1 pseudogene is annotated in these 305 nt (G+C 38.4%); it reads right to left on the bottom strand.

The features are described from left to right. Positions 1 to 237: pseudogene (locus M595_RS32615) on the bottom strand (Gfo/Idh/MocA family oxidoreductase); the annotation flags it as partial. Between the last annotated feature and the right edge of the window lie 68 nt (positions 238 to 305).

Here is a 305-nt window from a genome sequence, read left to right as displayed (position 1 = left end):
ATGCAAGAAAGGCGGTGTCGAAATCGCTACACCTGTGACATCGGGTAAAGCAACAATCTCCTCAACTGAACTAGCCGCATGGGGAATATTATGACTCGATGCCATCGTTTTCGTTTTTTAAATACCCCGATAAAAAACCGCCACAACTTCTGTACGTGGATGTTCTTGAAGTCCAGGAATATGAACCTTTTTTCCGAACCCTGTACCGATGACTGCAATTCCAATTTTATTTGTCATTATTCAACTCTAATTTGTTAGTTTTATCGTTTAATCTAGGGATTTATTACTTATTTTTTGCTCGATTT

The organism is Lyngbya aestuarii BL J (assembly GCF_000478195.2).
GTDB lineage: Bacteria > Cyanobacteriota > Cyanobacteriia > Cyanobacteriales > Microcoleaceae > Capilliphycus > Capilliphycus aestuarii.
This window is presented reverse-complemented; position numbering and strand designations above follow the sequence as displayed.